Source organism: Nibricoccus aquaticus (assembly GCF_002310495.1).
Classification (GTDB): domain Bacteria; phylum Verrucomicrobiota; class Verrucomicrobiia; order Opitutales; family Opitutaceae; genus Nibricoccus; species Nibricoccus aquaticus.
The window spans coordinates 2,243,087-2,267,932 of sequence record NZ_CP023344.1; the positions used below are offsets into that span (position 1 = coordinate 2,243,087).

22 protein-coding genes are annotated in these 24,846 nt (G+C 63.0%); 17 read left to right on the forward strand and 5 right to left on the reverse strand.

Features of this window, described 5'->3' with window-relative positions:
- The first annotated feature begins 110 nt into the window (after nucleotides 1–110).
- Both CMV30_RS09080 and CMV30_RS09085 read left to right on the forward strand, forming a co-directional pair.
- Nucleotides 111–944: a flagellin gene (locus CMV30_RS09080; protein ID WP_096055726.1), complete on the forward strand. Its 834-nt coding sequence runs from the start codon at nucleotides 111–113 to the stop codon at nucleotides 942–944.
- A gap of 305 nt (nucleotides 945–1,249) precedes the next feature.
- On the forward strand, nucleotides 1,250–2,074 hold the full coding sequence (locus tag CMV30_RS09085; protein WP_096055727.1) for a flagellin: 825 nt from the start codon (nucleotides 1,250–1,252) through the stop codon (nucleotides 2,072–2,074).
- Between the two features lie 112 nt (nucleotides 2,075–2,186).
- Here CMV30_RS09085 and CMV30_RS09090 read toward each other — a convergent pair whose 3' ends face one another.
- Nucleotides 2,187–3,335 carry a glycosyltransferase family 2 protein gene (locus CMV30_RS09090; RefSeq protein WP_175414798.1) on the reverse strand — a complete coding sequence of 383 codons (1,149 nt, stop codon included), beginning with the start codon at nucleotides 3,333–3,335 and terminating at the stop codon, nucleotides 2,187–2,189.
- Nucleotides 3,336–3,437: 102 nt separating this feature from the next.
- Between CMV30_RS09090 and CMV30_RS19385 the strand changes: the two genes are divergently transcribed.
- The gene (locus tag CMV30_RS19385; protein ID WP_138223208.1) at nucleotides 3,438–5,189 is read left to right on the forward strand and encodes an O-linked N-acetylglucosamine transferase, SPINDLY family protein; all 1,752 of its coding nucleotides are present in this window, start codon (nucleotides 3,438–3,440) and stop codon (nucleotides 5,187–5,189) included.
- A 9-nt stretch (nucleotides 5,190–5,198) separates the two neighbouring features.
- Here CMV30_RS19385 and CMV30_RS09105 read toward each other — a convergent pair whose 3' ends face one another.
- A complete protein-coding gene (locus tag CMV30_RS09105) occupies nucleotides 5,199–6,272 on the reverse strand; it encodes a hypothetical protein (RefSeq protein WP_096055729.1) in 1,074 nt (357 codons plus the stop codon).
- A gap of 119 nt (nucleotides 6,273–6,391) precedes the next feature.
- Here CMV30_RS09105 and lhgO point away from each other — a divergent pair, with 119 nt between their 5' ends.
- Both lhgO and CMV30_RS09115 read left to right on the forward strand, forming a co-directional pair.
- Nucleotides 6,392–7,606: an L-2-hydroxyglutarate oxidase gene (gene lhgO, locus CMV30_RS09110; protein WP_096055730.1), complete on the forward strand. Its 1,215-nt coding sequence runs from the start codon at nucleotides 6,392–6,394 to the stop codon at nucleotides 7,604–7,606.
- Between the two features lie 53 nt (nucleotides 7,607–7,659).
- Complete coding sequence (locus CMV30_RS09115) at nucleotides 7,660–10,032, forward strand: O-linked N-acetylglucosamine transferase family protein (RefSeq protein ID WP_175414799.1); 2,373 nt, start codon at nucleotides 7,660–7,662, stop codon at nucleotides 10,030–10,032.
- Between the two features lie 90 nt (nucleotides 10,033–10,122).
- On the opposite strand, the gene CMV30_RS09120 is transcribed toward CMV30_RS09115, so the two are convergent.
- Together CMV30_RS09120 and CMV30_RS09125 are read right to left on the reverse strand one after the other, a co-directional pair.
- A complete protein-coding gene (locus CMV30_RS09120) occupies nucleotides 10,123–11,361 on the reverse strand; it encodes a glycosyltransferase family protein (RefSeq protein WP_096055732.1) in 1,239 nt (412 codons plus the stop codon).
- A gap of 21 nt (nucleotides 11,362–11,382) precedes the next feature.
- Nucleotides 11,383–12,366: a GHMP family kinase ATP-binding protein gene (locus CMV30_RS09125; RefSeq protein ID WP_175414800.1), complete on the reverse strand. Its 984-nt coding sequence runs from the start codon at nucleotides 12,364–12,366 to the stop codon at nucleotides 11,383–11,385.
- A 226-nt stretch (nucleotides 12,367–12,592) separates the two neighbouring features.
- Here CMV30_RS09125 and CMV30_RS09130 point away from each other — a divergent pair, with 226 nt between their 5' ends.
- The 4 genes from CMV30_RS09130 to CMV30_RS09145 are packed head-to-tail and all read left to right on the forward strand — an operon-like array spanning nucleotide 12,593 to nucleotide 16,406.
- Nucleotides 12,593–13,525, forward strand: coding sequence for an NAD-dependent epimerase/dehydratase family protein (locus tag CMV30_RS09130; protein ID WP_096055734.1), 933 nt, complete (start codon nucleotides 12,593–12,595; stop codon nucleotides 13,523–13,525).
- A gap of 30 nt (nucleotides 13,526–13,555) precedes the next feature.
- Entirely contained in the window at nucleotides 13,556–14,287 is a 732-nt protein-coding gene (locus tag CMV30_RS09135) for a sugar phosphate nucleotidyltransferase (protein WP_096055735.1), read from the forward strand.
- Complete coding sequence (locus CMV30_RS09140; RefSeq protein WP_096055736.1) at nucleotides 14,284–15,489, forward strand: class I SAM-dependent methyltransferase; 1,206 nt, start codon at nucleotides 14,284–14,286, stop codon at nucleotides 15,487–15,489. The genes CMV30_RS09135 and CMV30_RS09140 overlap by 4 nt, the downstream gene beginning before the upstream one ends.
- Nucleotides 15,489–16,406 carry an NAD-dependent epimerase/dehydratase family protein gene (locus CMV30_RS09145; protein WP_096055737.1) on the forward strand — a complete coding sequence of 306 codons (918 nt, stop codon included), beginning with the start codon at nucleotides 15,489–15,491 and terminating at the stop codon, nucleotides 16,404–16,406. Before CMV30_RS09140 ends, CMV30_RS09145 begins: the two co-directional genes overlap by 1 nt.
- Nucleotides 16,407–16,459: 53 nt before the next feature.
- Here the strand turns inward: CMV30_RS09145 and CMV30_RS09150 are convergent, their stop codons facing one another.
- The gene (locus tag CMV30_RS09150) at nucleotides 16,460–17,950 is read right to left on the reverse strand and encodes a glycoside hydrolase family 28 protein (protein WP_096055738.1); all 1,491 of its coding nucleotides are present in this window, start codon (nucleotides 17,948–17,950) and stop codon (nucleotides 16,460–16,462) included.
- A gap of 304 nt (nucleotides 17,951–18,254) precedes the next feature.
- Here CMV30_RS09150 and CMV30_RS09155 point away from each other — a divergent pair, with 304 nt between their 5' ends.
- From CMV30_RS09155 to flgK, 8 genes are all read left to right on the forward strand, one after another.
- Nucleotides 18,255–19,046 (forward strand): flagellar hook-basal body protein, encoded by a 792-nt coding sequence (locus CMV30_RS09155; protein WP_096055739.1) that lies wholly within the window; start codon nucleotides 18,255–18,257, stop codon nucleotides 19,044–19,046.
- A 66-nt stretch (nucleotides 19,047–19,112) separates the two neighbouring features.
- Nucleotides 19,113–19,895: a flagellar basal-body rod protein FlgG gene (flgG, locus tag CMV30_RS09160; RefSeq protein ID WP_096055740.1), complete on the forward strand. Its 783-nt coding sequence runs from the start codon at nucleotides 19,113–19,115 to the stop codon at nucleotides 19,893–19,895.
- Between the two features lie 15 nt (nucleotides 19,896–19,910).
- Nucleotides 19,911–20,645, forward strand: coding sequence for a flagellar basal body P-ring formation chaperone FlgA (flgA, locus tag CMV30_RS09165; protein WP_096055741.1), 735 nt, complete (start codon nucleotides 19,911–19,913; stop codon nucleotides 20,643–20,645).
- A 17-nt stretch (nucleotides 20,646–20,662) separates the two neighbouring features.
- Nucleotides 20,663–21,274, forward strand: coding sequence for a flagellar basal body L-ring protein FlgH (locus CMV30_RS09170; protein ID WP_096055742.1), 612 nt, complete (start codon nucleotides 20,663–20,665; stop codon nucleotides 21,272–21,274).
- Between the two features lie 20 nt (nucleotides 21,275–21,294).
- The gene (locus CMV30_RS09175) at nucleotides 21,295–22,425 is read left to right on the forward strand and encodes a flagellar basal body P-ring protein FlgI (protein WP_096055743.1); all 1,131 of its coding nucleotides are present in this window, start codon (nucleotides 21,295–21,297) and stop codon (nucleotides 22,423–22,425) included.
- A gap of 3 nt (nucleotides 22,426–22,428) precedes the next feature.
- Nucleotides 22,429–22,878 (forward strand): rod-binding protein, encoded by a 450-nt coding sequence (locus CMV30_RS09180; protein WP_096055744.1) that lies wholly within the window; start codon nucleotides 22,429–22,431, stop codon nucleotides 22,876–22,878.
- Nucleotides 22,875–23,363, forward strand: coding sequence for a flagellar protein FlgN (locus CMV30_RS09185; protein WP_175414801.1), 489 nt, complete (start codon nucleotides 22,875–22,877; stop codon nucleotides 23,361–23,363). The genes CMV30_RS09180 and CMV30_RS09185 overlap by 4 nt, the downstream gene beginning before the upstream one ends.
- Before the next feature lie 45 nt (nucleotides 23,364–23,408).
- On the forward strand, nucleotides 23,409–24,830 hold the full coding sequence (flgK, locus tag CMV30_RS09190; protein WP_096055746.1) for a flagellar hook-associated protein FlgK: 1,422 nt from the start codon (nucleotides 23,409–23,411) through the stop codon (nucleotides 24,828–24,830).
- Nucleotides 24,831–24,846: the final 16 nt, after the last annotated feature.

Here is a 24,846-nt window from a genome sequence, read left to right on the forward strand (position 1 = left end):
CCTTCGCAGGGTGACACTTTTGGGGCATTCGCCTCGAACGGCTGGTCCTGTCCGGTTCTCTGGACCCGTGGCGACTACGGAAGTCGCACTCATCAAGGAAAGATAATCCCATGTCAGTTGTTATTAACACTAACTATTCGGCGACCGTTGCCTCCAACAACCTCGCCTCGTCCAATGCCATGCTGCAACGCAGCCTTAACCGGTTGTCCAGCGGCTCGAAGATCGTCACCCCGTCCGATGACGCCGGCGGTCTCGCTGTTTCGATGAAGCTCTCCGCCGCGGCTAAACGCCAGGGCGCAGTCGCCTCGAACATCGGCAACTCTGTCTCGTATCTGCAAACGCAGGACGGCGCTCTGAAGGTCACCGCCAAGGTGCTCGACCGCATGAGCGAGCTGAAGACCCTCTACGCTGATCCGACCAAGAACAGCTCCGACCTGGCCAACTACGACTCCGAGTTCACCGCTCTCCAGAGCCAGCTCACGTCTCTCGTGGCCGAGAAATTCAACGGCGTCACGCTGTTCGGCTCCTCCGGTGCCGCCGGCCTCACGGTCGCGGTCACGGAAGACGGCAGCACGACCTCCGCTGTCACCCTCGCCAACCGCGAGCTGTCGAGCACCTCGTCCGGCATCGGCGCCCTCACGGCAACGACTGTCACGAGCCTCGGTTCGTCCGGTCTGACGCTGAGCGCCATCACCAGCGCGATTCAGAACGTTGCCACGATGCGCGCCCAGAACGGCGCTGAGCAAAGCCGCCTCGGTTTCGCGGGCGAGCTCCTCACGACCAACAAGGCCAACTTGGAAGCCGCCAACAGCCGCATCGTCGATGTGGATGTCGCGCAGGAATCCACCCAGCTCGCACGCTGGAACACCCTCGTGCAGGCCGGCACTGCGATGCTCTCGCAGGCCAATCAAAGCGCTCAGACGGCCCTCCGTCTGATCTCGTAATCATCACCACTTTCCCGGTCGGCAGGTGGCTGCGCCAAACGGCCGCCAGCCGGCAGGGTTATAGAAAGGTTTAGCAGAACACGCGGTTCATCGCTTCCGCGCCGCCTTCGCCAAAAAGGCATCGCGCCCCGCGTCCACTCTGCTCGTCCGGCCCGTGTGCGGACAGTTCCTTACTACCACTCGTCAGTCAGCCCTAGCGGGCGAAAAAATCGGAGCATGATGTTCCGTCAGGTCTGGCCTTCACCGGTTCTAAGGAGGCTCGTGGCGACAACGGAAGGTCGCACTCATCAAGGAAAGATACCACTATGTCAGTTGTCATTAATACAAACTACTCGGCCACGGTTGCTTCAAACAATCTGGCCTCCTCGAACGCGATGTTGCAACGCAGCCTTAACCGGCTGTCGAGCGGCTCGAAGATCGTCACCCCGTCTGACGACGCCGGCGGTCTTGCTGTGTCCATGAAACTTTCTGCCGCGGCTAAACGCCAGGGCGCGGTTTCTTCGAACATCGGCAATTCCGTCTCGTACCTGCAGACGCAGGACGGCGCGCTCAAAGTCACTGGCAAGGTCCTCGATCGCATGAGCGAGCTGAAGACCCTCTACGCAGACCCGACCAAGAACAGCTCCGACCTGGCCAACTACGACTCCGAGTTCACCGCTCTCCAGAGCCAGCTCACGTCCCTCGTGGCCGAGAAGTTCAACGGCGTCACCCTGTTCGGTTCCGCCTCGCTCACAGTCGCAGTCACCGAAGACGGCAGCACGACTTCCGCTGTCAGCCTCGCCGGTCGCGACCTCGCTGGCACCAGCGCCGGTATCGGTGCTCTCACGTCATCGTCTGTCACGAGCCTCGGTTCGTCCGGTCTGACGCTGAGCGCCATCACCAGCGCGATTCAGAACGTCGCCACGATGCGCGCCCAGAACGGCGCTGAGCAGAGCCGCCTCGGTTTCGCGGGCGAGTTGCTCACGACCAACAAAGCCAACCTCGAAGCCGCTAACAGCCGCATCATCGATGTGGACGTGGCGCAGGAATCCACCCAGCTCGCACGTTGGAACACCCTCGTGCAGGCCGGTACCGCGATGCTTGCCCAGGCCAACGGCTCGGCGCAGACGGCTCTCCGTCTGATCTCGTAACGTTAGCGTCAGTGTTGATAAGCGTCTGATACGGATTCTTCCGTTAAGCCCCGTGCGCATTCGAGTGCGCACGGGGTTCTTTTTTATGAGGCATGGAGCAACGCTCCACGAGCTACGCCACCCGCTCGTACAACGCCGCCAGCTCCGCCGGTCCGAACGCCTTGCCCTCTTGCTTGAGCGCGAGCGCCGCCCGCAACAACTGCACGCCCCGCGCAGGCTTCCCCCGGTCCTTCCAATACGCGCCGAGAAAAAGCAGCGCGTCGCATTTCAACTCCGTCACATCGTAAGGCGGAATCTGCGGCGCCGCCACGCAGCCCAGCACGCGTTCGTACCAGCCGCGCGCCTCGTCGGCCCGCCCGAGCTTCGCCTCGGCTTCCGCGCGCAACGCCATCAGCTCCGGGTGCCAGCCCGCATCAAATTCCACCGGCATTTCCGCCAATGCTTCGTCGGCCCGCCCGAGCGCGAGTAGACAGGTGATCACGCGCACGTGGGCGCCGCGCGCGACCTCGTCTCCATCCGGCGCGCGGCGCGCGGCCTGAAGAGCGAACCGATAAATGGTGAGCGCCTCCTCATGCTCGCCGAGATCGAGATGACAGCCGCCGAGCAGGAAATAAGTCATCGGCGCGAGATCACCGCCACCGGCGATCTGCGTCTGAAAAATCTCCCGGTTGCGAAGCTGCTTCGCCCGGTTGCGCTCCCGGTTCGCGTAGCCGGTGTGAAGGAATTTCACCGTCAAGGTAAGCACGGGAACGCCTGCACGGCTGAGACTGGTCATAACCTGCTCGTGGATCGGCCACTCGTAGCGCACGTCAGCCCGGTTGGGGAAAACGCGCGTGATGTGCGCGAGCATTCCGGGCCGGCCGTCGGCCGACAGGTTTTGCAGCACCAGCTGAAACGCCACCGTGGCTCGGCCGTCTGCGTCCGTGTGCTGCGCGATGAGCTGACGCAGCGCAGCGCCGTCCTCGGGAAGCAAATACTCGTCCGCGTCCAGCACCAGAATCCACGCGCCCGTTGCCGCGGCGAGCGACTGGTTGCGCGCCCGGCTGAAATCATTTTCCCAACTGGATTGAATGAGCTGCGCACCGTGCTCACGCGCGATCGCCTGCGTGCCGTCGGTCGATCCCGTGTCCACGACGACGATCTCGTTGACGACGTCCTTCACCGACGCGAGGCAGCGGGCGAGCGTCTCGCGCTCGTTCTTCACGATCATGCACAAACTCAGGAGCGGGCGGGCGGCGAACGTGGGGGCGGGCGACGGCATGAAAAACGCCGCCACTGTGCGCGTGTGTCTGACGCTGTCGAGCCGTGTACTCGCCGGACTTGCGGTGCGCACGTTTTTCGACGGACTTGGGCGCGCCGCTTCATGCCGACCCCTCAAGAGACTTTCGACCGCGCTGTCCGTCTCCACCGCTCTGGCAAGCCCGCCGAGGCCATCCCGCTTTACCGCGAGGTTCTCCACGCGCTGCCCGCTGTGGCCGAGGTGCATCACCAATTCGGCAACGCGCTGAAAAGCCTGCTGCGCTTCACCGAGGCGCTCGTACCGCTCGGTGAAGCCGTCCGCCTCTCGCCGGCCGACGCCGCCATCCGGCTCAACCTCGGCGTCACCTTTCTCGAACTCCGCCAGTACGCCGACGCCGAAGCGCAGTTCCGGCGCGCCTTGGAACTCGAACCCGCGCGCCCCGAGGCGCACAACATCCTGGGCAACGCGCTCTTCTCACGTGGACGGCTGGCGGAGGCTGGAAACTGTTTCCTTGAGGCGCTGCGTCTGCGCCCCGATTACGCGCCCGCGCACGATAACCTCGGCCGCCTCGCTCGCGCGCAAGGTCGTATCGCAGATGCCGTGACGAGCTATCGCGCCGCGCTCGCGCTCCAGCCGCGCCCCGGCACCCACAGCAATCTCCTGATGGCGCTCAATTACCTGCACGGCATCACGCCACAGGAGATTTTCGCCGAGCATCAGCGCTGGGCCGCGCGCTACGCGGAGCCACTGACCACCGCCACGATGGCGCCGGAGCGTGATCGATCCGGCGGCCGCCGTCTTCGCGTGGGCTATCTCTCGCCAGATTTCTCGAATCACGCTGTCGCTTACTTTTTCGAGCCTGTGCTCAAGGCTCATGATCGCGCCACGTTCGAGGTGTTTTGCTACGCCAACGTGCTCGCCCCCGATGCGGTCACGGCGCGTCTGCGCGCGACGGCCGAACACTGGTGCGATCTCGCGCCGCTCTCCGACGATCAGGCGTTGGAGCTCATTCGTCGCGACCGGCTCGACGTGCTGGTGGATCTCGCGGGTCACACGGCGCGCAACCGCTTGCTCGTCTTCGCCCGCCGCGCCGCGCCGGTGCAGATCACGTGGATCGGTTATCCGAACACGACCGGACTCTCGGCGATGGATTTCCGGCTCACCGATGCCGTCAGCGATCCCGTTGGGGCAACCGAAACGCTGCACACGGAAAAACTCGTGCGGCTGCCCGGGCCGTTCTCTGTCTATCAACCGCCCGCCGAAGCGCCCGCAGTCGGGCCATTGCCAGCGCTCGTGGCGAAAGCGGGGATCGTCTTTGGCTGCTTCAACAACTTCGCCAAAGTCACGCCCGAGACCATCGCGCTCTGGTGCCGTCTGCTCACGGCAGTGCCGGGTTCACGGCTTTTCCTGAAGTCGCGCGGTCTCGACGATCCCGATACTGCCAGCCGCATTCGCGACGCCTTTATGCAGGCGGGAGTGATGCCAGAGCGCATCGAACTCGATGGACGCGAACTCTCGGTGCCCGCGCACCTCGCGCTCTACCACCGCGTCGATGTGGCGCTCGACACGTTTCCGTACAACGGAACGACCACGACGTGCGAAGCTCTCTGGATGGGCGTGCCGGTCATCACGCTCGCAGGTGAGACGCATGTCGCCCGGGTCGGCTCGAGCCTGCTCACGCATCTAGGCTCGGCTGACTGGATCGCGAAGACGCCCGGCGAGTATTGCGCGAAGGCGCGAGCGCTCGTCGCCGATCTAACTCGGCTCTCGGTGATTCGTGCCGGGCTGCGTGAGCGGATGAGTGCGAGCCCGCTTTGCGATGCGGTTGGATTTACGCGGGGACTTGAGGCGAAGTATCGCGCGCTGGTTTCGTAGCCGCGCCACTTAAGGCGCGGGGGATAAACATCCGGCGATCGCTTCCGCCACGACCGTCCCGACCGTTTCGTGTCGGTTGAAGTGTTCGTAGATTTTCCGGCGCTCGTCGCGCGACATCGCCAGTGCGCGCTCACACGCAGTGCCCAGCGACTCGAGATCGCCCTGCTCGTAGCGCAGGATCAATCCCGCTCGATGTAGCGCTTCGAGCCGGTCGCCCGCTTTTGAATTTTCCGAGACTGGCACCATGCCGAGGGAGCCGGACCAGAAGGGCCGGTCGGTGTGCGTGGCGCTCATCGTCGGCACGGCGAATTTCCGGCCCTCCGGGCAGAGACTGACTTTGTAGCGGTTCACTTGATGCCGGTCGGCGACCGAGACAGAGTGGTCGTGGCTGTCCACGACGCGGCCGGGGAATTTTTTTTCGAGAAACTGGATTTGCCGGAGCCGGTTGTCGGTCAGGCCGAGCTTGGAACCGAGGAAGAAAATTTTCTCCTCGGGCTGCTCCACGAATGGCGCGGCGAAGGGCACCAGGTTGGCGACCCAGCTGCGATGGATCGTGCGACAGCTCGCGGGCAGGAGCGCACGCCCGCGTTCATCGAGCGGCGATTCGTCGTGGATGAGCACGTCGAGATGCGGCGCGAGTTCGCCGAAGCACGGCATCACGCGGCTCACTTCGTCGAAGCCGTAAAGCAGCACGCGCCAGCCGTTGCGTTTGAGAAACGCGAGCAGCTTGCCGAGTGCGCCGGCGAGTTTTTGCGGATTCTGCCCGTCGAAGATGAGCCAGCGCTCTTCGCCGGTGGCGGATGCGGGCGGGAGCTTGAGCAAGTCGAGCAAGCCGGGAGCACCGCTCACATACGCGGGCAGGAACTCCAGCGACGGATGTGTCATCGCGGCGAAGGCCCGGGTGTTTTCGCCGTGCCAGTCGCAATCGAGACGAGCCATGCGTAGGAGCGCGGGATCGGCGGCATTGGTCACGCGTTTACTGAGATCGAGCGCGGGAAGCCGTGCGAGAAAAGCGGGGGCATCTTCGAGTCCATCCGCCCAATGGCAGAAGTGGGCGGTGCGGATGCGGCGGGGCGCGGACATGCGAGCGAGCAAACCCTGCGGACTCTTCATGGCAATCTCGCGAGAGATTCTCCGCGGCTGTTGGGAAATGATTTCCCTCCCATGTGCCGCGCCGCTCAACTCGCGGCATAGCAAACCCCATGAACTATATCCTCGTCGGTGGCGGTCTGGTCGGGATGGGCACGGCGCTCGCGCTGAAGCGGCTCCAGCCCGATGCGCGCATCCAGATTTTGGAGAAGGAGCCGCGCGTCGGCCAGCACCAGAGCACGCACAACAGCGGCGTGCTTCACGCGGGGCTCTACTACAAGCCGGGCTCGCTCAAGGCGCGGCTCGCGGTGGATGGCATCCGGCGGATGGTGGCGTTTTGCGAGGAGCATGGCGTGAAGCACGAAATCTGCGGGAAGCTCGTCGTCGCCACGACGCCGGAGGAAGTCGCGCGGCTGCACACGCTCATCGAGCGCGGCACGCAAAACGGGTTGCGCGGACTGCGCTGGCTGGAGCGCGAAGCGTTTCGCGAGATCGAGCCGCACGCGGCCGGGCTCGCCGCCGTGCAGGTGCCGGAGGAAGGCATTGTCGATTATCACGGCGTGTGCGCGGCGATGGAGAAAACGTTGCGCGCGCAAGGCGTGCTGATCGCTACCGGCGCGCGCGTGAAAAAATCCGTGCGCGGCGGAACGAGCGGTGCTGGTCAGTCCTGGCGCGTGGAGACGACGGCGGGCGATTTCACCGGAGATTTTTTAATTAACTGCGCCGGCCTGCACTGCGACCGCGTGGCGGAGAGCGCGGGAGAAAAACGCGAGGCGCGCATCGTGCCGTTTCGCGGGGAATACTATAAGTTGAAGCCGTCGGCGCAGTCGCTCGTGCGTCATCTGATCTATCCGGTGCCCGATCCGGCGTTCCCGTTTCTGGGGGTGCATTTCACGCGGATGATCGAAGGCGGAGTCGAGGCCGGGCCGAACGCCGTGCTGGCCTATGCGCGCGAGGGCTACACGAAATGGCAGATCCGGCCGGGCGATCTTTTCGACGCGCTCAGCTACGGCGGGCTCTGGGCTTTCATGAAGAAGCACCGCGCGATGGCCTGGGAGGAAGTGCGCCGCTCGTTCAGCAAGAAACTGTTTTGCCAGTCGCTCCAGACGCTCGTGCCGGAGCTGACCGAGGCCGATCTGGAGCCGGGTGGGGCGGGTGTGCGCGCGCAGGCGATGCTGCCGGACGGCACGTTGATTCAGGATTTTCATTTGGTGGAGCGGGCGGGCGCGTTGCACGTGCTCAATGCGCCGAGCCCGGCCGCTACGGCGTCGCTCGCCATCGGCGAATACGTGGCGGCTCGGGTGGTTGGCGGGGCTGCGAGCGTCTAGTGGTTTTCCCCTAAAGACTCCCGGTCCATGAGCCGATGCTCACCGTAACCGCAGTGTTGCCGCGCGGCTGTCCGCTCGGCGCGCCTGTGGCCAGTATCATGACCATCGCACCCGCCCCAATCACCACTGCTCTCCCCTTGCCTGCGTCGTTAGTCGACGAGGCGAAACGCGTCTTTGCTCTTTATACCGAAAACCCGGGCGACGCCGTCGTGTGGCAGCAAGTGCAGGCTTTCCGGCGCACGGCTGCGGCGGCCATCTCGAATCTGCCGGTCGCGGTGAAGACGGGTGATCAAGTCGAGGCGGCCGATCAGTTGCTCAATCTCTTTTATCAGGCGGGCGTGGCGGAGCAGGTTCCGGAGGCTGAAGACCTCGAACTCGCCCGCAACTATGCCGGCAAAAACTGGCCCGGCCTCCTGGCGGCGATGTTGCTCGTGCCGTCATGGGAATGGCCGCAGGCACCGCGCTACGACGATGTGCCGTCATGGATGTGGCCCGCGTTTACCGTTTATGTTTTTCATACGCCGCAGGCGTTCAGCGCCGTGGGGCAGGCGGAGAAATATGCGGCGCATCATTTGAAGCGGCTCGAAGAACTGGCGCGCTGGGGCGCGGCCAATCGCGGATCGGCGGCGGTCAAGGCGTCGCTCGACGTTTACACGCGCCGCAACAACTGCATCCCGCTCTATTTCTCGACGGGGTCGTTGAAACGCCACTACGAGCTGCGCGCGAAGATCTTCGCACTCGCGTTCAACGTGCCGCGACAGGACGACCTTTATCCGGTGCCGCGCGAGGGACGGAAACTGCGCGTGGGCATTCTCAGCCGGCATTTCGGCCAGCAGACGGAGACGTACTGCACGCTGCCGATGTTCGAGCAGATGGACCCTGAGCGCTTCGAAATCGTTTTATTCGCGAATCATCTCACGGAGAGCGTGGTGGAGAATCACTGCCGCCAGCGCGCGGCGGAGTTCCATGTGCTGCCTGCGGAGCTGGAGGGACAGCTGACGGTCATCCGGGGCGCAGCGCTCGATGTGCTCGTGCTCGGCACGAACGTCACCGCAGTGCCGAACGAAGTCATGCGCCTGGCCTTGTTCCGTCTGGCTCCGCTCCAAGTGGTGAACAACTCCTCGTGTACCACCAGCGGGATGCCAGAGAGCGATCTGTATATCTCGGGCGCGCTCACGGAGGCGGCCGGAGCGGAAGCTAATTTCACGGAAAGGCTCGGGCTCATCCCGGGACCGACGCACGCCTTTCAGTACGAGGCCGATCGTGTGGAACCGACGACGGCGTTCACGCGCGAGTCGCTCGGCCTGCCGGCAGACGCAGTCGTGTTCGTGTCGGCGGCAAACTATTTCAAGATCACGCCGGAGATGCAGCATGCCTGGGCAAAGCTGCTCGCGGCGACTCCCGGCTCCCGGTTGCTGGTGCATCCGTTTAATCCGAACTGGTCCTCAAGCTATCCCATCAAACGCTTCTGCGCCGAGTTCGACCGCGTGCTGGCCGGGCACGGTGTTTCGACGGATCGCTTGTTGATTTCTACCGAGAAGTTCGCGTCGCGAAACGACGTGAAAGAGCTCCTGCGCGTGGGCGACATTTACCTGGATTCGTTTCCCTTCGGCGGCGTGAACTCGCTAGTCGATCCGCTCGAGCTGGGCATTCCGACGATTGCCTGGGAGGGCACGACTTTCCGCGCGCGCATGGGCGGCTCTTTGCTCCGCACTATCGGCCTCGATGAATTGGTCGCAGACGATGAGTCATCGTATTTGCGTCTCGGTGCAGAACTGGCGGTCCAGCGGGAGCGTCGCTCGGCGCTCTCAGAGCGCATCCGTGCAGCGATGGAGCGCTCGCCCCTGTTTCTTGATACGCTCGCTTATGGAGATGCGATTGGCGGATTGCTGGAGACTGCCTTCGACGAATTGCTTGCCGTGGGGCGTCCCGCTTTTCGAAAAGAGAAAGCACCGCTGAAGGCGGTTGTGAGCGATGTGAAGGCGGAGTTAGCGGAAGGTGAAAACCTGTTGTCGCTCGGCATGTGCGGGCAGGCGATGGCGCACGCGCAACGCGTGCTTGCGGTCGATTCGGCTCAGCCCGAAGCGCGGCATTTGCTGGGGCGCGCGCTGCTGGGCCTCGGCCGGCCTGCGCGGGCGGTTTCTTATTTGTTGGAAGCGATTCAGCGGACCGAAAACAACACCGCTCTCTGGTGCGATCTGGCGCACGCGCTGCGTCAGAATGGGCAGATCAAGGAAGCACTGGAGGCTGTGCAGGCGTGTCTGGGCATGGATGGCCGGCACCTCGAAGCGATTCTCCTCTTGGGCGATCTCGCCGAGTCGGTGGGACAGCTAGGTGAAATCGGCGAAGCGGTGCAGATCGCGCGCGAAGTCGCGCCCAACGATCCGCGCGTGCAGGCGCTGGTCGCGAAGACTCTGGTGGCCTGAGTTGCTGGCGGGTTCTCTATCAAGCGCGGTGATTACGCGGCGCTTGCTGGGCGTTCGTCAGGATTCTCCGTTGTCGGAGAGGCCGCGCGCTTAGCCGGCGATGACCGGGGCGGGCAGAGTGGCTGCGGCGGCGAGCAGGCGTTCCCAGAAAGCGCGCGCGCAGTTTTCTTCACGGAAGCGAGGTGCGCCGGCTTCGGCTTGAGCGCGGAGTGCGGGGAGAGTTTTCAACGCTTGAGAAACGGCGGCCGCCATCGACTGGGGCGTCCACTTGTCCGCGGAGACAACGCCGAGTTGATACTCTTTGCCCTGGCGGGCGGGTACGGTGCCTTCGCAGGCGACGACGACTTTGCCCAGGGAAGCGGCTTCGGTGAAGACGCCCGATGAGCCGGCGCCGTAGAAAGTCGGTGTGTAGGGCAGCAGCACGATGTCGGCGCGCGCCATGAGCGCGAGGTAGTCGGCGGAGGAGAGCGAGCCCTCGACCAGTTCGACGATGCCGCGATTCATGCGATCGAGGCGTTGCAAGGTGGGCGTTAATCCGGTGCTGGCGGCGGCGGCGCGGTTTTGAACCTGAACGACGAACAGCGGGCGCGGGTTGAGCGAGACGCAGCGTTCGACGATGTCGGGCAGAAAATGAAAACCACGCAGCGGGCTCGTGTGGCCTTGGTAAACGATGACGGGGCGCCCGGCGGGTTCTTTCGCTGCGGGGGCGGCGAGCAGCGCGGAGACGTCCATCGGGTTGGGCAGCTCGGTGACGGGAGCGCCGGTCATCTGGCGGTACGCGTTGGCGAGTTCGGTGGTGTCGGCGCAGATGAGCGTGCGCGGGTGCGACGCGATGAGCTGACGAACGGCGAAGCGGTAGTAGAGGGTGATCATGTCCTTGTTCTGCCGCTGCTGGATGTAATCCATCGCGTGGTTCAGATACCGGAACATGAGGGCGACGGCCGGGCGGTTGGCGGCGGGGAGTTGCGCGAGCCAGCGGGAGACGGCGTGGACCTGATTTTGGAGAATGTTGGGGAAGTAAACGAAGTCGTCGGATGAGAAGCGCGCGGGGGCGATCGCGGCGAGCTCGGCGAAGAAGGCGTCGTTAATCGCGTGGAAGTTTTCCATCGGCCACGTGGTGGCGTCGGTCGCGGCTTCCTGGAAAATATCGAGGGTGAACGCGGGCGTGATCGGCACGCCGGCGCAATCGGTGACCTGGGATTTTTTTTTCCCGTAGAGCGAGGCGGAGATGCCGCGACGTTGCAGCTCGGTGAGGAGCTGCGCGTCATGATTATGGTAATGCCCGCCGAGCCCGGAGAGCTGCGGATCCATGAGGTGGACGTGACGCATGAGAGGCGGCGGTGAGCCGGATTAACGCTGAGAGAAGATCACTTGCGAGCCGGGCGCGTTGACGCGCACGCGGACGACCGGCTGGTTGCCGCAGGCCTGGCGGATGGCTTCGTGGAAGCGAGGCTCGGCGATGAAAAGGAGGAAACCTCCCTGGCCCGCGCCGAGAACTTTCCCGCCGGTGGCACCTGCGCGGAGACCGGCCTCGTACCATTCGTCGATTTGCGGGAGCGAGACGGAGCCCGCCTGCTTTTTGAGTTCCCAGCCTTCGTGAAGGAGCTCGCCGAAGCGGGCGATGGGCTTGTCAGAGGAGAGGTATTCGACGCCGAGCTCGGCGAGTTCGGACATGCGGCAGAGGCATTTTTCTTTGAGCGCCTGGTTGCCGTTTTTTTTGCCCAGCACCGAAAAGCTGTCGCGCTGAATCTGGGTGTACACGAGCAGCATGTGATCCTCGAGTTGCTGCACGCGCTCGAGCGGAAGGGGAATCTGGGTGACGTCGTAGGAGCCGGCGCGGTTGAAGCGCACGAGGCTGAAACCGCCCGAAGCGGCGATGACCTGATCCTGCCAGCCACCGGCTTCGCCGAGGATGTTGCGCTCGATGTCGATGGCTTCATTCGCGAGATCGCGAGCGGTGCGGAAGCGACCGTGGAAGGCGTGGAGCGCCTGGAGCATGGCGACGACGAAGCTCGAAGATGATCCGAGGCCGGTGCGCGCGGGCATGTCGGCCATGATGTGCATCTCAACGCCGCCCTCGATGCCGAGCTTTTTGTAGGCGGCGCGGATGGCGGGATGCTCTATCTCGTCGGGCGTATTCACCGATTCGTTGCGGCGGTAGGCGAGACGGATCTTGTGATCGAAATATTCCTGCAAGAAGGGCTGGACGGTGACGTAGGCGAAGCGGTTGACGGCTGTGGCGAGGACGGCGCCGCCGTGCTGGCGAAAATGGTCGGGGAAGTCGCTGCCACCTCCAAGAAAGCTCACGCGGACAGGGGCTCGTGCGATGATCATGGCGTCAGTGGCGGTGGAGGGCTGAAGGGACGGGGTTTTGTGGTCGGCGGCTGAAAGGAGGTGGAGTGGTGATGCTGGGGTCTCCTCCCCACGTGGAAGCAAAGCAGGCTGCATATGGTCCGGGAGATCGGCACATGCCTAGATAGCCTTGAGAGAAAACTTTAGTTGCGGTCTGTTCGTGCCGTTAGGCTGGGCTCACAGGGTAAACACCCCACGACACACGCTTATGAAAATCCTCATCACTGGCGGGGCCGGTTATATCGGTTCCGTGCTCGTTCCCCATCTCTTGAACGCCGGCCATGAAGTCACGGTCGTCGATAATTTTCTGTTCGGGCAGGCGACGCTGACCGACTGCTGCAAACACGATCTCTTCCATGTCGTCCGCGGCGATTGCCGGGATGAGGTCTTGATGAAGAAGCTGATCGCGAAGGCCGATGCGATCATTCCGCTCGCGGCGATTGTGGGCGCTCCGATGTGCAAACTCGATCCGCTCGCAGCCCGCACGATCAACCAGGAGGCGGTCGAGCTCATCTGCCGTCTGGCATCGCCCGCGCAATGGGTGCTGATGCCGGTCACCAACAGCGGCTATGGCATCGGCGAGAAGGATAAGGCGTGCGACGAGAACAGCCCGCTGAAGCCGCTCTCTGTCTACGGCGTGACCAAGGTCGAGGCCGAGAAAGCGGTGCTCGCGCGCGAGAACGGCCTCACTTTCCGCCTCGCCACGGTGTTCGGCATGTCGCCGCGTATGCGCGTGGATCTGCTCGTGAATGATTTTGTGTATCGCGCCGTGAACGATCGCGCGGTCGTGATTTTTGAAGGTCACTTCAAACGAAACTATATCCACATCCAGGACGTGGCCCGCGTGTTCGCGTTCGGCCTCGATAACTTCGCGAAGATGAAAGGCCGCGCGTACAACGTCGGTCTCGACGATGCCAATCTCTCCAAGCTCGAGCTGGCGGCGGCTATCAAGAAGCACCTGCCGGAGTTCACTTTCCTTGAAGCGCCCATCGGCGAAGATCCCGACAAGCGCGACTACATCGTCTCCAATCAGCGCCTGCTCTCCACTGGCTTTGCGCCCGAGTGGTCGTTGGATCGCGGCATCCGCGAGCTGATGAAGGGCTACTCGATTTTGAAGAACAGCAAGTACAGCAACGTCTGATCGCTGTCCGCTGCTGCCTCACCTGCACGCATGATCCGCGTCGTCATTCTCGCCGGAGGATTCGGCACCCGCATCAAACACCTGTTGCGGGATATTCCGAAGCCGATGGCTCCGGTCGCCGGCCGGCCGTTTATCGAATGGGTCGTGCGATTCTTTGCGCGTCATGGTTGCAGCGATTTCGTGCTATCGACCGGACATCTCTCGGAAGTGATCGAGGCACATTTCGCGCGACAGCCCGTTCCTGGCGTTCGCGTGGAGTGCTGTCGTGAAACGACTCCGCTCGGCACCGCGGGCGGTTTTCTCAACTGCGTGCGCAAAGATGCCGACGCGCAGACTCGCTGGCTGGTCACGAACGGCGACTCGCTGGTCGTGGCCGATCCGACGCCGTTGATCACTGCGCTATCTGGCAGCGACACGAAGGCCGCGCTCATGGGGCTCGAACTCGCCGACGCATCGCGTTTCGGTTCACTCGATCTTGCGGCTGACGGTCGTCGTCTCGCGGGATTTCGCGAGAAGCGTCCCGGTCAAGGCGTGATCAACGCCGGCGTTTACGCCTTCAACCACGCGACGGTTTTAGCGATGCCAGAAAAGCGGCCGCTGAGTTTCGAGTACAATGTGTTTCCCGGACTGGCCCAGGAAGGGTGTGTCGCGGTGCATAGCGTTTCGGCTCCCTTTATCGACATCGGCACGCCCGAAACGCTCGTGGATGCCGAGCGATTCATCCTTTCCCAGTCTCATCATTTCGCCCCCTCCTCCTCATGATCTGCCGCGTTTGCGATTCCACCCAACTTGTCTCGGCCGTCGATCTCGGCATCCAGCCGTGGGCCAATCATTTTCTGACGCCCGACCAAGTCGGCAAAGAACCGACCTACCCGTTGCACGTCGTCTATTGCGAACACTGCGCGACGGTGCAGCTCGATTACACGGTGCCCAAGGAAACGATGTTCGCCGATCACACCTATCTGTCGGGCATGACCAAGACGTTGAGCGACCATTTCGAAGGAGTAGCCCGCAACGTCGATCAACGTTTCTTCTCGGGGCACGCGCAAAAATCGATGCTCGATATCGGCTCCAACGACGGCACGCAGCTGAAGCATTACAAGGCGCTCGGTTACGACATCCTCGGCGTCGAGGCGGCCAAGTTGCCTGCTGAAATCGCCAACACGGCGGGCCTCACCACGCTGCGCGCTTTCTTCAACGAAGAGACGGCGAAGGGCATCGGGAAAAAATTCCAGGTGATCAACGCGTCGGGCGTGTTTTTCCACCTGGAGGAGCTTCACTCGGTGACGCGCGGCATCCGCGAGTGTCTCGCGAGCGACGGCGTTTTCGTGATCCAGTTCCTCTACATGAAGCGCATCGTGGAAAACGACGCCTTCGACCAGATTTATCACGAGCATCTGCTCTACTATAACGTCCGCACGCTGCAAAAATTGCTGCAACGCCACGGACTCGCGCTCTTCGACGCGGAGTTTTCGCCGATCCACGGCGGCTCGATCATCGCGTACGCGACGCATGCCGCGAAAGCGAAGCCGAGCGCGCGTCTCCAAGAGTTGGAGTCGGCCGAAGACCGCGACGGTGCGAACACGCTGGGCTGGTACCACGCCTTCGGTAAACGCATCGCGCAGCGCAAAGAGGAGAACCTCGCGTTCCTGCGTGCGTGCAAAGCGGCGGGCAAACGCGTGTTCGGGCTGGGCGCTCCGGTGAAAGGAAACACCTTGCTCAACTACTACGGCATCAAAACGGACCTCATCGAATGCCTCACGGAGAAGAACACGCATCGGCGCGGGTTAATCGCTCCGGGCAGTCACATCCCGCTCCGAATCGAGGAGGAGCTGACGGAGCAGCCGGACGTTTACTACGTGCTCGCATGGAATTTTAAGAAGGAAATTCTCGCCCGGAATCAGGCGCTGATCGCACGCGGCGTGGAGTTTTATTTCCCCGTGAATCCGAAGGAGACGCTGTGATGCGTATTTTTATCACGGGAGGAAACGGGTTTCTCGGCCGGCACCTCAGTGAGGCGCTGCGGGCGGCCGGTCATGCGGTGACGGCGCCATCTTCCAGCGAGTGCGACCTGACGCGCGAAGGCTGTTTCGCGCCTTGGCGCGGAGTGGCGTTTGACCGCATCTGGCATCTCGCCGCGTGGACGCAGGCGGGGGATTTTTGCCTCAAGCATCCCGGCGAGCAGTGGATCAAGAACCAGCAAATGAATACGCAGGTGCTGGCGTGGTGGTCGATGGAGCAGCCGCAGGCCAAGTTGATCAGCATCGGCACCAGCTGCGCCTATGCGCCTGAGCTGCCTCTGCGAGAAGAGCACTATCTCGACGGACAGCCGATCCAGAGTCTGTTCACCTACGCGATGACGAAGCGCATGATGCGGGTGGGGCTGAGTTCGCTGGAGAAGCAATTCGGGGTGCGGCATCTCACACTGGTGCCTTCGACGCTTTATGGTCCGGGCTATCACACGGACGGACGGCAGCTGCATTTTATCTTCGATCTGATCCGGAAGATTCTTCGCGGAAAAACCTATGGCGAACCTGTCGTGCTATGGGGCGATGGTTACCAGCGGCGTGAACTGATCCATGTGGATGACTTCGTCCGCACAGCCGTCTGGCTGGCTGATCGTGTAGATAACGACCTGGTCAACATCGGCTGCGGCTACGAGCACACCATCCGCGAGTTCGCGGGGCTGATCTGCGCGCATGTGGGTTTTGCTCCGGAGAACGTCGCCTACGACACCAGCAAGTACGTGGGCGCGAAATCGAAGTGCCTGGAGATCACGAAACTGAAAACGCTTTGTCCGGATTTCTCGCCCACACCTCTGGAGCGAGGATTGCCTGCGGTCATTGATTGGATGCGTGAGCATCATCTCGGCAAAGCGTGAGCATAAAAAAGCCGCCTTCGAGAAGGCGGCTTTTTTACGGCGTTAGCGCCGGCTCACTTCAGCGGGTTGCCCCACTCGTCGGTCTTCGCGCCGGTGTTCTCGAAGCAGTTGATCATCTCGATCGAGGCCACGTGGCTGATGACCGAGGGCTTGGTCACGCCCTCAAAGCGACAGTTGATGAGCTTGATGCTGCCGATCGGTGTGCGGGCGTAGCCGCGCAGGAAGAGCGCGTGCGGGGCTTTGCCTGCGGTGAGATTTTCGACGACGACGTTGCGGAGAATCGGGTCAAATTTGCCGGTGTCGCCTTCCTCGTAGAAAAAGTCGGCAAGGATCACGGCCTGCTTCACTTGGCCGACCTTCACGTTGCGCACGTACACGTTTTCGATGGTGCCGCCGCGGTGGGAGTTGGTCTTGAAGCGGAGCGCGCGGTCGAGCTCGGGGCTGCTCATTTCGCAGTTTTCGACGAAGACGTTGCGGGCGCCGCCGGAGATCTCGCTGCCGATGACGACGCCGCCGTGGCCTTCGACCATCTTGCAGTTACGAATGATGATGTTTTCCGAGGGAATGTTGAGGCGGCGTCCGTCGGTGTTGCGACCGGACTTGATGGCGATGCAGTCGTCGCCCGTGTCGAAAATCGTGTCCTCGATGAGCACGTCTTTGGACGACTCAGGATTGCAGCCGTCGTTGTTGGGGCCGTGGGTTTTGATCTTCACGCCGCGCACGGTGACGTTGGTGCAGAGCACGGGATGGATTTCCCACATGGGCGAGTTGAGGATGGTGACGCCTTCGATGAGCACGTTTTTCGAGCGGTACGGCTGGATGAACATCGGGCGCAGGTAGGAGCCCTCGGCGAAGAGGCGTTTCTCAACCGGCACGCCGGCGTCGCACATCTCTTCGAGTTTTTTGCGGGCTTCCGCCTGGTGAGGCATACCCTTTTTCCAGCCACCTTCGGCGTTACCCTTCCAAGGCCACCAATTCTGAGTCGTAGCGCGGCCGTCGAGTATGCCTTTGCCGGTGACGGCGATGTTCTCCTGCTCGAAAGCGTAGATGAGCGGCGAATACCCCATGCACTCCATGCCTTCCCAGCGCGTGAAAACGGCGGGGAGGTAGTCCTTCGGGTCGGTCGAGAAGGCGAGCGTGGCACCCTCGGAGACGTGCAGGTTGACGTTGCTCTTAAGGTGAATCGCGCCGGTGGCGAACACGCCCGCCGGGATCACCACGCGTCCACCGCCGGCGGCGTGCGCGGCCTCGATGGCTTTGCGAATGGCGGCGGTCGCGAGCGTTTTGCCGTCGGCCACGGCACCAAACTCAGCCGCTGTGATAACAAAATCGCGGGCGGGAAACGCCGGCGCTTGGATGCGCGCGAGGATCACATCGGCCTCGGCCCAGTAAGCGGCGGTGAGGCTGGAGTCGGCTGCGCTAGCGGCGGGAGAGACTGCGGGCGCAGAGTTTTGCGCGCTGGTGACCGCAACGGCGGAAAACGCCACGAGTGTCGCGCAGCAAAGAGAGATCAATCGGTTGCGGGCAGGGGAGGGTGTTCGCATGTGGAAGCAGGTTTTAGGATTACGGCCGAGTAGGGACGTGTGAGTGCGAGGATTGCGGAATCCTCGCGACACGCACTGGAGACAACTGAGTCCAAGTCCGTACAGTACACGCCGCCGGTTCTTCAACGCGTATTTCCACGCACCGTCCGCGTTGCCGCGCGTACTCCGCAGCGCGATGCCAATGACGCGTTTGCATCGCGAAACCCCCACGCGGCAATTGCTGCCACCTAGGGGTTGTCACCCGGTCGGCAAATGTTGCCCGCATTTTTTAGTGAAACGTAAGATCCTTGTACAGTAACGACTAATGAAGCTGGCATCGGCATTGCTAGGGAAGAGTCCCTACATGAACATCGGCGTCTACCAAAGTGCAGCTTCCCTCACCGCCCTCGAGCGCTGGCAGGATGTTACCGCGCAAAACGTCACCGCCAGCCAGGTCACCGGCTACCGCAAACGCACGGTCGAGTTCTCGGGTGTCGAAATGGGTGCGATCCAGGCCAATCCCGGCAAAAACAAAATCGGCAGCAGCGACTCACCGCAGCCCCTTTTCCCCAAAGCCACCCACGGCATCAGCTTTCAGCACGGCGAAAATTTCCCTACGCAGCGGCCTCTCGACTTCGCCATCGAGGGCGAAGGCTTTTTCGAGCTAAAGCGCCCCGACGGCAGTCTCACCTACACCCGCGAAGGCACGTTTCATATCAGCCCCGAGCGCAAACTAGTCTCTCGCGATGGCTTCGAACTTCTCAATGCCGACGGCAATGCCGTTCAACTGATTCCCGGTGCCGGTGATCTCACCATCGTCGAGGACGGACTCCTCGTACAGGGCTCGACCCAGATAGGCCGGCTAGGGCTGAAAAATTTCGAAAAACCTGAAGACTTCACTCCCGTCGCCGCGGGCGCCTTCGAGCTCGTGGAAGGTGCCAAAGTGAAAGAGGTCGATAACTTCCTCATCATCCAGGGTCACCTCGAAGGCAGCAACGTCACCCCGATGCAGGAAATGATCGCCCTTGTGCAGATCGCTCGTGCTTACGAGGCCAACCAAAAAAGCATGACCACCCAGGACCAGATCCTTGGCCGCGCCATCGAATCTCTCGGCTGACCCTGCGCCACCGCCGCTACGCGTACCTGACCCGCTCCACTTTCAGCAACTCCACCGCCCGCCGCCATGAATCTTTCTCTCTACTCCGCCGCCACCGGCATGGAAGCCCAGCAGCAAAACTTGAATACGATCGCGAACAACCTCGCGAACGTGAACACCGCCGGCTTCAAGCGCAGCAAGATCGAGTTTCAAGATCTCCTCTACCAAAAGCCCCGCGCTGCTGGCGCCGAGTCGGGCGGCGGTAACATGGTCCCCACGGGCATTGAAATCGGTAACGGCTCCCGCGTCGCTGCCACCTCGAAGGTTTTCACCCAGGGCCAGCTCACACAAAGCGGCGAAAAATTCGACATCGCCATTCAAGGCGAAGGCTTCTTCGAGGTTCAGAAAGCCGACGGTACACTCGCCTATACCCGCGACGGCGGACTCAAACTTTCCCCCACCGGCCAGATCACGACCAGCGACGGCCTCCCCGTCCTCAGCGGTTTTCAGCCCGTTCCCGCCGGAACCACCGATGTCACCGTGACCGACAACGGCGACGTCACTTACAACGGTCCTTCCGGCGCGCAGACTTTCCGCCTCTCGCTCACCCGCTTCGCCAACCCCGCCGGCCTTCGCAGCCTCGGCGGCAACCTCTACGAAGAAACTCCCGCCAGCGGCACCCCAGAATCCGGCGCTCCCGGCGAACAAGGTTTCGGCACCACCCGCCAGGGCTACATCGAGACCTCCAACGTGAACATCGTGGAGGAAATGGTGAACCTCATCGTCGCCCAGCGCGCCTACGAAATTAACAGCAAGTCCATCCAGACCTCGGACGAGATGCTCCAGAACCTCGCCCAGCTCAAACGCTGATAAAACGCCGCCGCCATGAACTCCCGCCCTCTCGCCCCTTTCCTCGTCTCCCTGTTGCTCACCTTCTCGCTCTTCTCGGCCGCTGTCCCCGCCGCGCGTGCCCAGAACTCTGCTACAGCCGATCTTCCCGCCGCCACGCTCCGTACCGCCTTGCTCGCCGACGTCGCCGCCCAGCTCTCCGCTCACTTCCGCGCCGATGGTGATCTCCAGCTCGAATCCGTCCGCCCGCTCTCGCTGCCCGCTTCGACCACTCCGCTGCCTGTCGAGGCCATCGAATATCCCGCCGTGCTTGCCTCTTCCATGATCGTCCGCATCCGCGTCGGCACGGCCGACCCCGTCGAGCACACGCTCGTCCTTCGCGCCCAGCTTTCCCGCGAGGTCTGGGCCACCCGCGCTCCTTCAGTGCGTGATGCCTCTTTCGACCCCGTCCAGCTCGATACCCGCCGCGCCGATGTCCTGCGCGAGCGCGATGCCATCGCCGTCACCGAGTCCTGCGCCGACTACACCTTTAACCGCGCCGTGCCCGCCAATCGGATACTCACCTGGCGCGACATCTCCCGCCGTTCCCTCGTCCGCAAGGGCCAGGTCATCGAGGTCGCCGCCATCGACGGCACCCTCTCCATCACCATGAAGGCCCTCGCCATGGAAAACGGCGCCGCCGGCGAAACCGTGAAGGTTCGCAACATCGATTCGAAAAAAGAATTCAACGCCCTGGTGGTCGCCGACTCCCGCGCCCAGATCCGCTTCTAAGCCCCGCCGCGTTTACCATGAAATTTCCCCGCTCACTTTCCCTCCTCTGCGCGCTCACTCCGGCGCTCGCCTCGGCCGACTCCCTCTGGACCGCCCCTGCCACCAACGAGCGCTCCATGTTCGCTGACCGCAAGGCCAGCCGCGTGGGAGACATCGTCACCATCATCGTCGCCGAGACCAACGCCACCCAGTCTTCGCAAAGCAAGCAGACCAACAAAGACGGCAGCCTCGACGCCAGCGTCTCCTCTTTCCTCTTCCCCGGCAGCCGCCTCGGCACGCATAACGGCGCGCTCCCGTCCACCAGCCTGTCTGCTGGCAGCTCCTTCTCCGGTGGCGGCCAGGTCGCCAACTCTCAGAGCCTCTCCGCTCGCGCCGCCGTCCTCGTCTCCGACGTCCTTCCCAACGGCAATCTCGTGATCGAGGGCGTGCGCGTCGTCACCTTCTCCGGCGAAACCCAGTACATCGTCCTCCATGGCATCATCCGCCCCGACGATATCACGAATGCGAATACCATCGCATCCACGAACATCGCCGGTTCCCGCATCGAGTTCATCAGCGAGGGCAGCCTCACCGACGCCCAGAAAAAGAGCTGGCTCCTCAAACTCGCCGACAAGCTCCGCCCCTTTTAACCGCTCGCGCTTCACCCGCCATGTCCCGCTTTTCTTCATTGGTCACTGGTCATTGGTCACTGGTCATTGCCCTGATCGCCATCGCCCTTGCCGCCGCGCCCGCCGCCCACGCCTCCCGCGTCAAAGACCTCACCCAGGTCGAGGGCAGCCGCGATAATCAACTCGTCGGCTACGGCCTCGTTGTCGGTCTCGCTGGCGACGGCGACAGTAACGCCGTCACCACTCTCCGCTCCGTCGCCAACGCCCTTCAGCGTTACGGCATCACCGTCGCCCCCGATCAGGTGAAAGCCAAGAACGTCGCCGCCGTCATGATCACGGCCGACATCGCCGCCTTCATGAAGAACGGCAGCCGCATCGACGTCACCGTCGCCTCCCTCGGCGATGCTAAATCTCTTCAAGGCGGTGTGCTGCTCCAGACCCCTCTCGTAGGTGCCGACGGTCGTGTGTACGCTGTCGCTCAGGGCCCCATCGCCGTGGGCGGTTTCATCGGCGGCTCCGGCGGTCCCGGCGGCGCCACCGTCCAGAAAAATCATCCCACCGTCGGCCAGATCAGCAACGGCGCCATCGTCGAGCGCGAGATCCCCGCCACCTTCGTGCGCGACGGCATCCTCTCCCTCCAGCTGCGTAACCCCGACTTTACCTCGGCCTCCCGCATGGCGAAAGCCATCAATGCTCTCTTCCCGGCTGCCGCCTCCGCTTCCGACGCCGCCAGCATCTCCGTGAAGTTGCCCGAAAGATACGCCGGCCACGAGGTCGCCTTCCTCGCCGACGTGGGCGCGATCGAAGTCACACCCGATTCCAACGCCCGCGTCGTCATTAACGAGCGCACCGGCACCATCGTCGCCACCTCGACGGTCCACATTTCCAAAGTCGCGATCAGTCACGGCTCCCTCGTCATCAACGTCACCTCCAATCTCGACGTCTCCCAGCCCAACGCTCTCAGCAAGGGCGGCCAGACCGCCGTCACCGAAAGCACGCAAACCACCGTCGTCGAAAAGAAGGGCCGGCTGGTCGTCGTCGAGGACTTGCCGACGGTCGATCGCCTCGCCGCCGGCCTCAACGCCCTCGGTGTCTCCACCCGCGAGATGATGTCCATCTTCCAAACGCTCAAACGCGCCGGCGCCCTCCAGGCCGAGCTCGTCATCAACTGATCCATGAGCGTCGCCGCCATCAGCAATCACACGGCCGCCAGCGCCGCCGCCGCCATCGAGTATGCCGCTCCGGGCGAACTCGCCGCGCTCGGCGCGAATAACAAATCCCGCGCCACCACTCCGGCCGACGTCAAAAAAGCCGCCGAGCAATTCGAAGCTATCATCATGCGCCAGCTCCTCGCCCCCAGCATCGAGCCGATCATGTCCGGCGGCATGGGCGGCGGCGAAGGTGCCGGCGGCAGCAGCGGCGCTGGCGTTTACGCGCAGATGCTCACCGAAGTCCTCGCCGACAGCCTCTCCAAAGCCGGCGGCCTCGGACTCGGCAAAATGCTCCAGAGAGAATTCACCGCCCGCAATGAAGGCTCTTCCTCGCAAGCGCAGGCCATCACCGCCGCCCCCCTTTCCTCCAAGTCCCTTTTCAAACCTTTAACCTCATCCACTGAATCACCGTGAGTACATCCTGGGAATTTATCACTGAATGCCTGCGCAACGAGCTGCAGGAATACGGAGCCCTCCTCGGTCTCTTCGAAGACCAGCAGGCCAACCTCCTCCGCCGCGACGCCGACGCCGTCCTCGCCCTCGCTAATTCGCTCGAGGAACAGGTCCGCCGCGCGCACGACGTCCGCGAACACCGCGAACAGGCCGTCCGCCGCTTCGCCTCTTCCATTGCCGAGCCCAAAGACTCCACGCTCCGCCAGCTCATCCACCACTTCCCCGCCGAGGTCCATCCGCTCATCATCGCCCTCATCGACGAGATCAACCACCTCATCCACCGCGTGCGCCGCGGCGCGCGCCAGAACCAGGTCATGCTCGCCCGCACCGTCGAGGCCCACGAAGAAGTCCTGCGCATGTTGCGCCCCGACAGCTTCACCAAGACGTATTCGCCCTCTGGAGCCGTGGCCCACGCCTCCTCGCCCGCCTGGCAGGCCGCCGGCTGATCGGTCCGGTTTCAATTTTCACTCCTCACCCTTCGTTCTTCTTTTATGTCCGGCCTTTTCGGAGCACTTTCCAATGGCATCAAAGCCCTCAATGCGCAGTCCCGCGCCATTGAGACCGCCGGGCGCAACCTCGCGAACGTCAACAACCCCAACTACGCCCGCCAGCGCATCGTCTATGGCGACCGCGGCACGGTGCAGACTCCTCTCGGCGCTCAATCGCTCGGCCTCGAAGCCAAGCAGATCGAGCAGATGCGCGACTTCCTCCTCGACCGCCAGGTCGTGCGCGAAAACTCCCTGAAGTCTTCCTACGAAACCCAGCAGGCCGCCTACCAAAAAGCCCAGGCCGGTCTCGGCCAGTCCATCGACCGCGCCGGCGAGACTGACACCACCGGCGCCGCCGGCTCCGGCAGCGGCATCTCCGAATCCCTCAGCGATTTTTTCAACTCCTTCCAGAGCTTCGCCGCCCGCCCCACCGATCCCGGCGAGAAACAGACGCTCATCCAGAAGGCTGGCGTCCTCACCGACCGTATCCAGATCACCGATAACCGCCTCGCCGAGGTCCAGTCTGACCTCACCTTCCAGGCTTCCGCTGACGTGGATGATGCCAACCGCATCCTTTCCTCCATCGCCGAGCTTAACGCCCAGATCGGCCGCTTCGAGATCAACGCCCCCGGCACCGCCGTCGATCTTCGCGACCAGCGCCAGGCCCAGCTCGAAGAACTCTCCAAAAAAATCTCCTTCGAAACCCAGCCCGATCCCGCCGGCTCCGGTCAGATCAACGTTCTCGCCCGCGATGGCAGCGGCAATCCCGTCGTCCTCGTTAATCTCGCCACCGTTGCCGGCCCGCTTTCCCTCAGCGGCGCCACCATTTCTGGCGGCACTCCTTCCACCGCACTCAATGTCACCGGCGGCTCGATCAAGGGTGCCATCATCGCCCGCGATACCGGCGTGCAGGATCTCCGCGATAATCTGGATGCCCTCGCCAGTCAGCTCGTCACGTCCGTCAACGCCGCCTACGCCCCTTCAGGCGGCACCTTTTTCAACGCTGCGGGTGTCACCGCCGGCACCATCTCGCTCGCAACCGGCCTCAATGCCACGACGCTCAAAGCCACGACGCCCACGGGCGCCGCAGGCGACAACAACATCGCCAAGGCCGTCGCCAATCTCGCCAACACGTCCTTCTCCACCTCTGGCGGCGACGCCATCGACGGCACTTTCAGCCAGTTCTACTCCACGACCGTCGCCAACTTCGGCCAGACGCTCTCCACCACCAATTCCCGCGTCACCGAGCAGACCAACATCGAGAACCTCGTCCGCACCCAGCGCGACGGCGTCAGCGGCGTCTCCCTCGACGAGGAAATGACCGACCTCATGAAATATCAGCGCTCCTTCCAGGCCTCCTCGCGCGTGATCCAGGTCATCGACGAACTCCTCGACACCATCGTCAACCGCCTCGGCGTCGGCTGAGTGCCCCTCCTTTTTC

Bases quoted from the DNA above. Each gene is read 5' to 3' on its own strand.
- CMV30_RS09080 (WP_096055726.1), top strand. From the start codon at position 111: ATGTCAGTTGTTATTAACACTAACTATTCGGCGACCGTTGCCTCCAAC.
- CMV30_RS09085 (WP_096055727.1), top strand. From the start codon at position 1,250: ATGTCAGTTGTCATTAATACAAACTACTCGGCCACGGTTGCTTCAAAC.
- CMV30_RS09090 (WP_175414798.1), bottom strand. From the start codon at position 3,335: ATGCCGTCGCCCGCCCCCACGTTCGCCGCCCGCCCGCTCCTGAGTTTG.
- CMV30_RS19385 (WP_138223208.1), top strand. From the start codon at position 3,438: ATGCCGACCCCTCAAGAGACTTTCGACCGCGCTGTCCGTCTCCACCGC.
- CMV30_RS09105 (WP_096055729.1), bottom strand. From the start codon at position 6,272: ATGTCCGCGCCCCGCCGCATCCGCACCGCCCACTTCTGCCATTGGGCG.
- lhgO (WP_096055730.1), top strand. From the start codon at position 6,392: ATGAACTATATCCTCGTCGGTGGCGGTCTGGTCGGGATGGGCACGGCG.
- CMV30_RS09120 (WP_096055732.1), bottom strand. From the start codon at position 11,361: ATGCGTCACGTCCACCTCATGGATCCGCAGCTCTCCGGGCTCGGCGGG.
- CMV30_RS09125 (WP_175414800.1), bottom strand. From the start codon at position 12,366: ATGATCATCGCACGAGCCCCTGTCCGCGTGAGCTTTCTTGGAGGTGGC.
- CMV30_RS09130 (WP_096055734.1), top strand. From the start codon at position 12,593: ATGAAAATCCTCATCACTGGCGGGGCCGGTTATATCGGTTCCGTGCTC.
- CMV30_RS09135 (WP_096055735.1), top strand. From the start codon at position 13,556: ATGATCCGCGTCGTCATTCTCGCCGGAGGATTCGGCACCCGCATCAAA.
- CMV30_RS09140 (WP_096055736.1), top strand. From the start codon at position 14,284: ATGATCTGCCGCGTTTGCGATTCCACCCAACTTGTCTCGGCCGTCGAT.
- CMV30_RS09145 (WP_096055737.1), top strand. From the start codon at position 15,489: ATGCGTATTTTTATCACGGGAGGAAACGGGTTTCTCGGCCGGCACCTC.
- CMV30_RS09150 (WP_096055738.1), bottom strand. From the start codon at position 17,950: ATGCGAACACCCTCCCCTGCCCGCAACCGATTGATCTCTCTTTGCTGC.
- CMV30_RS09155 (WP_096055739.1), top strand. From the start codon at position 18,255: ATGAAGCTGGCATCGGCATTGCTAGGGAAGAGTCCCTACATGAACATC.
- flgG (WP_096055740.1), top strand. From the start codon at position 19,113: ATGAATCTTTCTCTCTACTCCGCCGCCACCGGCATGGAAGCCCAGCAG.
- flgA (WP_096055741.1), top strand. From the start codon at position 19,911: ATGAACTCCCGCCCTCTCGCCCCTTTCCTCGTCTCCCTGTTGCTCACC.
- CMV30_RS09170 (WP_096055742.1), top strand. From the start codon at position 20,663: ATGAAATTTCCCCGCTCACTTTCCCTCCTCTGCGCGCTCACTCCGGCG.
- CMV30_RS09175 (WP_096055743.1), top strand. From the start codon at position 21,295: ATGTCCCGCTTTTCTTCATTGGTCACTGGTCATTGGTCACTGGTCATT.
- CMV30_RS09180 (WP_096055744.1), top strand. From the start codon at position 22,429: ATGAGCGTCGCCGCCATCAGCAATCACACGGCCGCCAGCGCCGCCGCC.
- flgK (WP_096055746.1), top strand. From the start codon at position 23,409: ATGTCCGGCCTTTTCGGAGCACTTTCCAATGGCATCAAAGCCCTCAAT.